This is a genomic window from Rhizobacter sp. P3_C12, assembly GCF_056402735.1.
In genome coordinates this window covers 1-7,972 of sequence record NZ_JBFUGW010000276.1, presented here as the reverse complement: position 1 = coordinate 7,972, position 7,972 = coordinate 1, and the positions used below count along the sequence as shown (strand labels likewise).

Below are 7,972 nucleotides of genomic sequence, written 5' to 3'. Positions count from 1 at the left end.
GGAACATGGCCAGCGGGACGACGCCGCACGAGCGCTTCTACGACCTCAGCGGACGCGTCACGCGCTACCGGCTGGGCAACGTCTTCCGCGACGTGACCTACGACGCGGCCGATCGCATCATCAGCTTCACGCACCTGAGCGCCAACGACGGCATCCCGCAGCCGTCGCTGGACCAGAGCTTCGGCTATGACGAGAACGATCGAATCACGCAGGTGACGACGGTCGCGAGCAACTGGGCGATCACGTATGACCCGAACGGCAACCGCACCGGCGTGAGCCTGAACGGCAGCCCGAGCGTCTACAACACCGAGGCAACCARCAACCGGCTCACGAACATCACGAACCCGGCGAGAAGCTTCGGCTACGACAACGCCGGGAACACGACCACCGACAGCCCGAACTACGCCGCGACCTACGGCCTGAGCGGATCACTCGCAAGCATCACGAAGGCTGGCATCACCGTCACCTACACCTACGACGCCGACAAGCGGCGCATCCGCAAGGTGACGAGTGCCGGGCCGGGCAGCACGGTGATCTTCGTGTACGGACTCAGCGGCGAACTGCTCGGCGAGTACGACCAKGCGGGACAGGCGCTGCGCGAATACATCTGGCTCGGCGACATTCCGGTCGCGATGTTCATGCCGGATCCAACGAACCCGAACGGTGCGCCGCTGGTCTTCTACATCCATGCCGATCACCTGAACACACCGCGGCTCGTCGTCGATACGAACAACGCGACTCGCTGGCGTTGGCTCGCCGAGCCGTTCGGTACGACCGCACCGGAAGTGAATCCGAGCGGGCTCGGCGCCTTCACCCAACCACTGCGATTCCCGGGGCAGTATGCGGATGCGGACCTACGATCCCTCGAAGGGGAGCTATCCTCAATCAGATCCGATCGGATTGGCTGGGGGCGCTCCATCGACCTACTCCTACGTGGATGGCAATCCGCTTTCATTTTCCGATCCACTGGGGTGGAAGCCGGGAAATGTCATGGGCGCGGACGGAGGAGGAGGGCGAATGGGGGGAGGCGACGGACTTGCACTCCTATTGTTGGGTGTGGGCGCAGGGCTTTTGAACGGCAACAACTCGTCGCCGGCGGCTCCAACATCATGGCCTACGTCCAGTGAACCGACGGGCTCTTCCTCCACGGCGCCGAAGCCGGATGGTGGTCCCTTGGCAGCATTGCCGCCGGCCGCCGCAGCGAACGCGCCTGAGTGCACCCGTGCAGTGAATAGCTGCCAGGAGAATTGGAAAGAGTGCTTGGACTCCAAGCTGCAGGACAAGTACGGCCCCTTGGAAGGGTCATCCAGGTGCGAGTCTTGCCGCGAGAAATGCATGCGCTCCCCCGATCAAAGCTGGCCGAGTACGGCCCCATCAAAGAACGGCGGCTGGGTCAGCTGCAAATTTTAGGAGAGAGTGTGAAAGCAGACCGAGTTCTATATGGTCAATTGGCCAGGGAGAAGTCAACTGTCATTCGAAAATATGAAGAACTGACCGCATCAAGAATCGTGGCGGATCTTGATTCAATAGAGCAGGAATTCCTATCGAAAGTGAGGGGTTCGAAGAGGCTCTCGCTGGAGGTGCAGCGTCAAATTGCAGAGTGCAAGCTTGATCTGCTCGCGCTGAAAAATGAACCTGAAGAGCTTGTGGAGAATGTCTATCAGCTGAACTACCGCCTGGGCTTTGCAAGCCTCGACCGACGGGGGACAGTCGACATATTTTTCGCTCAGTATTGCCTTCGAATCGCCAAGCCGGATCGTGCTCGGCTTGTGCTCAGAACGCTCTTGTCTCGTGTCCGACAAGCCGCCGCGTCGAGAAAGCGGTTGGTCTACGATCATTTGCTTCGCGACGTGAACGGACTATTGGCGAGAATTCGATGACGTCTGTCGCGAGTGATCCACAGGGGCGGGCGGCTACATCAAGGAAGAAGAGCGGATCGTGAACTGCAATTGCGATGATGACTGCAAGTGAATCAAATATGCGAAAACAAGTTGCAAATCATCAGCCTGTGGACGCACCGCCGCCAGCAATTGGCAGCAGTCGCGTCGTTGCGTATGCGATTGTCGACAAGACAATCCGCTTCACGGGAAGTCAACGCTTGTTTGTCGGAGACAAGCTTCTCGGCCGCGTGCCAAGAATTGCCATTTGCAGGAGCTTGCAGGTGGGGTTGGAAGACCATTTGATTCTCTTCTGCGACAAACGCTGGCAGATTCTCGGCATGGCCGGAGCAAAGTCTCTTCGGCTCGCAAAATCGAGCGTTGAGCGTCACTACGCCGGGATCGCCGACAAGTGGGTGACTGTCAACGCGACAGCGAAGGCAGCCAAACGCTGGTTGGCAGAAGCGTATCCGGAGGATGTCTGCAGCTTTTGCGGTCAGCTCTCATATGAAGTCGAGGTGATGTTCACCGGGCAGTCGGCGGTCATTTGCTCGTCTTGTGTTGATGCGTTCGCCGAAGAGCTGAATCGACGGCACCCGAAGGAGACCTCCCTCTGACTGATACCGTGAAGCGCAGCGCGATGGCCGTAGTCGCCAACTTCGCGACTACCAAGAGGCCGTTTGCTGGGGCTTGCCTGGATCGACATGCAAATGAGTGATCAAGACAGCTCTCGGAATTCAATCGAGCAGTTCAGACTGCTGGCAAGCAAGACAGACCAAGATCTGCTGGAACAGTCCTCCGATGCCGATCGAGCGTGGCTCTGCAGCTTCATCGAGGCGGAACTCGAGGGTCCGCACAAGAGACGTTGCGCCAGTTCGCGATCGATTGTCCGTGGCTGTTCTTGCGTCGAAGTGCCCGCTCGCGGATATCGTGATGCCGCGGAGTTGAAGAGGGTGATCTCGTACGCGTTGCCTGTAGATGGCGAACGCCATCACGCCATCACGCCACCACAACCCCATCCCGCCCATACAGCCGCGTCAACAGCGCCAGCTCGTGCGCATGGACCGGCTTCACCTGGTCCCAGCTGAAGCGCCATTCCCAGTAGCCCGAGGGCTTGCCGGGGAAGTTCATGCGGTCGGCGCCTGGCAGCCGCAGCACGTCCTGCATCGGGTGCACGGCGGTGTCGGCCACCGAGGCGCAGGCGGTGCGGATCAGGTCCCAGGCGATGTCGGCGCCGTCGGTCGGCAGGTAGGTCGAGGCATGGCGCCGCTGCGCCTCGGTGGCGGTGGCCCACCAGCCGAGGCTGGTGTCGTTGTCGTGCGTGCCGCTGTAGACGACGGTGTCGGCCTCGTGGTTGTGCGGCAGGAACGGGTTGGCGCTGTCGCCGCCGAACGCGAAGTGCAGGATGCGCATGCCGGGCAGCGAGAACTTGCGGCGCAATGCCTCGACGTCCGGCGTCACGACGCCCAGGTCTTCGGCGATGATCGGCAGCGTGCCCAGTGCCTCGGCGATGGCCTCGAACAAGGCCTCGCCGGGCCCCGGCCGCCAGTGGCCGAGGATCGCTGTCTCCTCGCTGGCCGGGATCTCCCAGTAGCTCGCGAAGCCGCGGAAGTGGTCGATGCGCACGATGTCGACCAGCTCGAAGGTGCGGCGGATGCGCTCCACCCACCACGCATAGCCCTCGGCCGCATGCGCGCTCCAGCGGTACAGCGGGTTGCCCCAGCGCTGGCCGGTCTCGCTGAAGAAGTCCGGCGGCACGCCGGCCACCACGGTCGGCTGCCCCTTCGCATCGAGTTCGAACAGGTCCTGCCGCGCCCACACCTCGGCGCTCTGGTAGGCGATGAAGATCGGCGCATCGCCGATCACCTGCACGCCGCGGCTGGTCGCGTGGTCTTTCAGGCGCTCCCATTGCACGAAGAACTGCCACTGGCAGAACTTCCAGAACGCGATGCGTTCGGCATGCTGCAGGCGTGCTGCCGCCAGCGCCGCCGGCTCGCGCCGGGCGAGGCCGGCGCCCCAGTCGCACCACGGCGCCCAGTCGTGGTGGTCGGCCAGCGCCATGAAGAGCGCGTAGTCGTCGATCCAGCTCGCGTGTTCGGTGCAGAAGGCCTGCAGCTCGTGCGCCTGCTGCGGCGTGACGGTGGCCGCGAAGCGCCGTGCGGCGCGCGCCAGCCGGTCCATGCGGTACGGCCAGACGGCCGCGAAGTTCAGCCGGTGCGCCTCGATGCCGTCGGGCGGCAGCAGCTCGTCGGCGGTCAGCCAGCCGTGCTGGCCGAGCTCGGCCAGGTCGATCAGCAGCACGTTGCCGGCGAAGGCMGAGCTGCTCATGTACGGCGAGTTGCCGGGCCCGATGCCGCCGAGCGGCAGCATCTGCCACAGCCGCTGCCGCGCCGTCGCGAGCCAGTCGACGAAGTGGTACGCGGCCGGCCCGAAATCGCCGCTGCCGTGCGGGCCGGGCAGCGAGGTGGGGTGCAGCAGCACACCGCTGGCGCGGGGGAATCTCATGGTGGCTGTCCCTGGGTCACGGAGGCAAAGAAACGCCGTTCGGGCTGAGCTTGTCGAAGCCCTGGTTCGATGCGCGCAGGCCCTTCGACAGGCTCAGGGCGAACGGATCTTCGTCGGTCTCTCACTCAGCCTCCATCACCAGCAGCACGAGGCTGTGTGCCGCCAGCGCCAACGGAGTTTGCACCATCGGCTGCTGCGACGACATGGCTGCCGTGTCGAGCAGCACCCGCCATCGGCCGGGCGGCAGCGCGAACGGAGCGTCGGTGTCACTGGCGTTCATCAACAGCAGCAGGGGTTTGCCGGATCCGGGCGCGCCGATGCGAGCACCGAGTACCCGCTGCGCCGGATCGCCCCAGTCCTCGCCCGCGAGCGGTGTGCCGTCGGCCTGCAGCCAGCCCAGGTCGACGCGGCCCTGTTCATCGGCGGCGCCCGTGTACCAGCGGTCGGCCAGCGGCCGGTGCGTGCGGCGCAGCGCCAGCACCTGCGCGGTGAAAGCGACCAGCGCGTCGTCGACCCGCGACCAGTCGATCCAGCTGGTCGCGTTGTCCTGGCAGTAGGCGTTGTTGTTGCCGCCCTGCGAATGCCCCAGCTCGTCGCCGGCGCACAGCATCGGCGTGCCCTGCGAGAGCAGCAGCGTGGCCAGCAGCGCGCGCTGCAGCCGGCCGCGCAGGGCCCGCACCACCGGGTCGTCGCTCGGGCCCTCGACGCCGGCGTTCCAGCTGTGGTTGTGGTCGTGCCCGTCGCGGTTGCCTTCGCCGTTGGCCTCGTTGTGCTTGCGGTCGTGGCTGACCAGGTCGGCCAGCGTGAAGCCGTCGTGCGCGACGATGAAGTTCACCGACTCGGCCGGCATGCGCCCGCGCGCCTGGAACACGTCGGACGATGCGCACAGCCGCTGCGCCAGCTCGCCGCGCGTCGTCGCGTCGCGCAGCCAGAAGCTGCGCACGGTGTCGCGGAAGCGGTCGTTCCACTCGGCCCAGCCGGGCGGGAACTGGCCGAGCTGATAGCCGCCGAAGCCGATGTCCCACGGCTCGGCAATCAGCTTCACGGTGGACAGCAGCGGGTCCTGCGCGATCGCGTGGAAGAACGCGGCACCGGTGTCGAAGCCGCCGGCCGCCGCGCCGCCCGTGCGGCCGAGCACCGGTGCCAGGTCGAAGCGGAAGCCGTCGACGTGCATCTCGCTCACCCAGAAGCGCAGCGAATCCATCACCAGCTACAGCACCCGCGGGTGGCCGAGGTTCAGCGTGTTGCCGGTGCCGGTGTCGTTGACATAGAGCGCAGGGTTGTCGGGCCGCAGCCGGTACCAGGCCGGGTTGTCGAGGCCGCGGAAGTGGATCGTCGGCCCGAGCTCGTCGGTCTCGGCGCTGTGGTTGTAGACCACGTCGAGGATCACCTCGATGCCGGCCGCATGCAGCCGCTTGACCATCGTGCGGAACTCGTCGCGCGCCGCGGCACCGGACGAGCCCGCCGCGGCGAGCGCCGGGCTCGGGCAGAAGAACCCGACGGTGTTGTAACCCCAGTAGTTGCGCAGGCCCATGCGCACGAGCCGTTCTTCGTCGAGCGCCTGGTGCACCGGCAGCAGGCTGACCGCGGTGACGCCCAGGCGCTGGAGGTGGGCGATGGCGGCGTCGCTCGCCAGGCCCGCATAGGTGCCGCGCTGCGCCTCGGGCACGCCGGGGTGCAGCCGGGTGAAGCCCTTCACGTGCAGCTCGTACAGCACGGTGTCGGCGAGCGGCGTGCGGGGCGGCGCGTCGGCGCTGGCGCCAGACCCCCAGTCGAAGCTGTCGTGCACCACCCGCGCCTTCAGCGCCTGCGCGCCGTTGTCGCGCAGGTCCATCTCGAGCGGGCGCTGGCGGTCGCCGCCGAAGTGCGGGTCGTTCCAGTCGAAGCGGCCGACGATCTCGCGCGCATACGGGTCGAGCAGCAGCTTGTTCGAGTTGAAGCGCTGCCCGCGCTCCGGTTGCCACGGGCCGTGCGCGCGCAGGCCGTACAGCAGCCCCGGCTGCGCCCCCGGCAGGTAGCCATGCCACACCTGCTGCGTGCGGCCGGGCAGCGCGGTGCGCGAGTGCTGCTGCGTGCCGGCGTCGTCGAACAGGCACAGGTCGATGCCTTGCGCATGGTCCGAGAACACCGCGAAGTTGATGCCGTGGCCGTCCCAGTGCGCGCCCAGCGGCCAGGGGCGTCCCGCCTGCAACGGCGTCAAGCCACGAGCTCCAGGAACACCGTGGCCAGCGGCGGCAGCGTCAGCATCACCGAGTGCGCGCGGCCCTGCCACGGCACGTCGTCGGAGCGCGCGGCGCCCAGCGGCGTGCCGACATTGCTGCCGCCGTAGTGCGCCGAATCGGTGTTGATGCGCTCGCGGTACTCGCCCGGCCGCGGCACGCCGATGCGGAAGCCGGAGCGCACCGTCGGCGTCAGGTTCGAGACGACGATCACGGTCGCGCCGTCGCGGCGGCCGTGCCGCACGAAGCTGATCACCGAATGCTCGGCATCCTGGTGGTCGATCCACTCGAAGCCGGCCGGGATGAAATCCTGTTCGTACAGCGCCGGCGTGGCGCGGTAGAAGCGGTTCAGGTCGCGCACCAGCCGCTGCATGCCCTCATGCAGCGGGTCGGCGAGCAGGTGCCAGTCGAGGCTCTGGTCGTGGTCCCACTCGCGCTCCTGAGCGAACTCGCCACCCATGAACAGCAGCTTCTTGCCCGGGTGCCCGAACATGAAACCGTAGTAGGCCCGCAGGTTCGCGAACTTCTGCCAGCGGTCGCCCGGCATCTTCGCGATCAGCGAGCCCTTGCCGTGCACCACCTCGTCGTGCGAGAGCGGCAGCACGAAGTTCTCGTTGAAGGCATACACCAGCCCGAAGGTCATCTCGCCGTGGTGGTGCTTGCGGTGCACCGGGTCGCGCGCCATGTACTTCAGCGTGTCGTGCATCCAGCCCATGTTCCACTTGTAGTGGAAGCCGAGGCCGCCGGCGAAGGTGGGCCGCGACACCGCCGGGAAGGCGGTCGATTCCTCGGCCAGCGTGACCGCCTGCGCCCGCTCGATGCCCACCACCTCGTTCATGCGCTTCAGGAACGCGATGGCCTCGAGGTTCTCGCGCCCGCCGTGCACGTTCGGGATCCACTCGCCCGGCTCGCGGCTGTAGTCGCGGTACAGCATCGAGGCGACCGCGTCGACGCGCAGCCCGTCGACGTCGTAGCGCTCCAGCCAGTACAGCGCATTGCCGACCAGGAAGTTGCGCACCTCGGTGCGGCCGAGGTTGTAGATCAGCGTGTTCCAGTCGTTGTGGAAGCCCTCGCGCGGGTCGGCGTATTCGTACAGGTGCGTGCCGTCGAACTGCGCGAGGCCGTGCACGTCGCTCGGGAAATGCGCCGGCACCCAGTCGAGCAGCACGCCCAGGCCCGCCGAATGGCAGCGGTCGACGAAGCGCCGGAAGCCCGGGCCGTCGCCGAAGCGCGCGGTCGGCGAATACAGCCCCACCGGCTGGTAGCCCCAGGAGCCGTCGAACGGGTGCTCGCTGACCGGCATCAGCTCGAGGTGGGTGAAGCCCATGTCCGCTGACCGGCATCAGCTCGAGGTGGGTGAAGCCCATGTCC

General features: G+C 66.4%; 6 protein-coding genes and 2 pseudogenes. 4 read left to right on the top strand and 4 right to left on the bottom strand.

The window, feature by feature from the left end:
• Positions 1-5: 5 nt before the first annotated feature.
• The 4 genes and pseudogenes from AC1DXV_RS28145 to AC1DXV_RS28130 form a co-directional block, all read left to right on the top strand.
• Positions 6-737 (top strand): annotated as a pseudogene (locus AC1DXV_RS28145) (hypothetical protein); the annotation flags it as partial.
• Positions 738-840: 103 nt separating this feature from the next.
• Positions 841-1,410: an RHS repeat domain-containing protein gene (locus AC1DXV_RS28140; protein ID WP_477865660.1), complete on the top strand. Its 570-nt coding sequence runs from the start codon at positions 841-843 to the stop codon at positions 1,408-1,410.
• Entirely contained in the window at positions 1,332-1,880 is a 549-nt protein-coding gene (locus AC1DXV_RS28135) for a hypothetical protein (RefSeq protein WP_477865655.1), read from the top strand. The genes AC1DXV_RS28140 and AC1DXV_RS28135 overlap by 79 nt, the downstream gene beginning before the upstream one ends.
• 77 nt (positions 1,881-1,957) lie before the next feature.
• The gene (locus tag AC1DXV_RS28130; RefSeq protein WP_477865654.1) at positions 1,958-2,494 is read left to right on the top strand and encodes a ClpX C4-type zinc finger protein; all 537 of its coding nucleotides are present in this window, start codon (positions 1,958-1,960) and stop codon (positions 2,492-2,494) included.
• 382 nt (positions 2,495-2,876) lie between these two features.
• On the opposite strand, the gene malQ is transcribed toward AC1DXV_RS28130, so the two are convergent.
• The 4 genes and pseudogenes from malQ to glgB form a co-directional block, all read right to left on the bottom strand.
• Positions 2,877-4,382, bottom strand: a complete 1,506-nt coding sequence (malQ, locus tag AC1DXV_RS28125; protein ID WP_477865653.1) for a 4-alpha-glucanotransferase — start codon at positions 4,380-4,382, stop codon at positions 2,877-2,879.
• A gap of 121 nt (positions 4,383-4,503) precedes the next feature.
• Positions 4,504-5,586 (bottom strand): hypothetical protein, encoded by a 1,083-nt coding sequence (locus AC1DXV_RS28120; RefSeq protein WP_477936701.1) that lies wholly within the window; start codon positions 5,584-5,586, stop codon positions 4,504-4,506.
• Positions 5,587-5,592: 6 nt separating this feature from the next.
• Complete coding sequence (locus AC1DXV_RS28115) at positions 5,593-6,582, bottom strand: alpha-amylase family glycosyl hydrolase (protein WP_477936699.1); 990 nt, start codon at positions 6,580-6,582, stop codon at positions 5,593-5,595.
• Positions 6,579-7,931: pseudogene (gene glgB / locus AC1DXV_RS28110) on the bottom strand (1,4-alpha-glucan branching protein GlgB); the annotation flags it as partial. The gene AC1DXV_RS28115 and the pseudogene glgB, both read right to left, overlap by 4 nt.
• Between the last annotated feature and the right edge of the window lie 41 nt (positions 7,932-7,972).

Coding starts and splice junctions, on each gene's coding strand:
- AC1DXV_RS28140 (WP_477865660.1), top strand. CDS start 841: ATGCGGATGCGGACCTACGATCCCTCGAAGGGGAGCTATCCTCAATCA.
- AC1DXV_RS28135 (WP_477865655.1), top strand. CDS start 1,332: ATGCATGCGCTCCCCCGATCAAAGCTGGCCGAGTACGGCCCCATCAAA.
- AC1DXV_RS28130 (WP_477865654.1), top strand. CDS start 1,958: ATGACTGCAAGTGAATCAAATATGCGAAAACAAGTTGCAAATCATCAG.
- AC1DXV_RS28120 (WP_477936701.1), bottom strand. CDS start 5,586: ATGGATTCGCTGCGCTTCTGGGTGAGCGAGATGCACGTCGACGGCTTC.